This window comes from Salmonella sp. SAL4457 (genome assembly GCF_046548235.1).
Taxonomy (GTDB): Bacteria; Pseudomonadota; Gammaproteobacteria; order Enterobacterales; family Enterobacteriaceae; genus Salmonella; species Salmonella enterica.
This window is the reverse complement of the sequence record NZ_JBGDZO010000035.1, coordinates 1-531: the sequence shown is the minus strand read 5'-3', so window position 1 is coordinate 531 and position 531 is coordinate 1. Positions and strand designations below refer to the sequence as shown.

Annotated in this window: 2 pseudogenes; one reads left to right on the top strand and one right to left on the bottom strand. The window is 62.9% G+C overall.

What is annotated here, in order from left to right:
- Positions 1-151, bottom strand: a pseudogene (locus ACLJNW_RS23085) (histidine kinase); the annotation flags it as partial.
- 161 nt (positions 152-312) lie between these two features.
- Here ACLJNW_RS23085 and pfpI point away from each other — a divergent pair.
- A pseudogene (gene pfpI, locus ACLJNW_RS23080) lies at positions 313-531 on the top strand (protease PfpI); the annotation flags it as partial.

The window sequence follows — 531 nt, the reverse complement described above, 5'->3', positions numbered from 1 at the left end:
GGTCCTGGCTGATCAGCCTGGCAATGTTCTTCAGGTCCGGATTGGGCATGACCTGCTCCATCTGCAGGTCGACCATGATCTGGGGTTGCGGCGGCACGCTGATGCCTTGCAGGGCCTGGCGGATCTGCTCGGCGGTGAGTTCTTGGACCATGAGGACGGAGGCGAAAGTTGACGGTGCGCGCAGTTTACCCGGAGAACCCCGCCATGGGGCGGGCTTCTACCGGAAAAGCGGCGCCAGGCAACGGACATGGAACTTTTCCCGCAGCCGCCAGGGTCGGAATGAATACCCCTTCTGATATCGGGAGACATGCCATGACCCAATCCCTGCACGGCAAGGTCGTCGCCGCCCTGGTGACCGACGGTTTCGAACAGGTCGAACTGACCGGTCCGAAAAAAGCCCTGGAAGACGCCGGCGCCACGGTAAGGATTCTTTCCGACAAGGCCGGCGAGGTGCGCGGCTGGAACCATCACCAGCCAGCCGAGGCCTTCCGCGTCGACGGCACCTTCGAAGACGCCAGCCTGGACGACTAC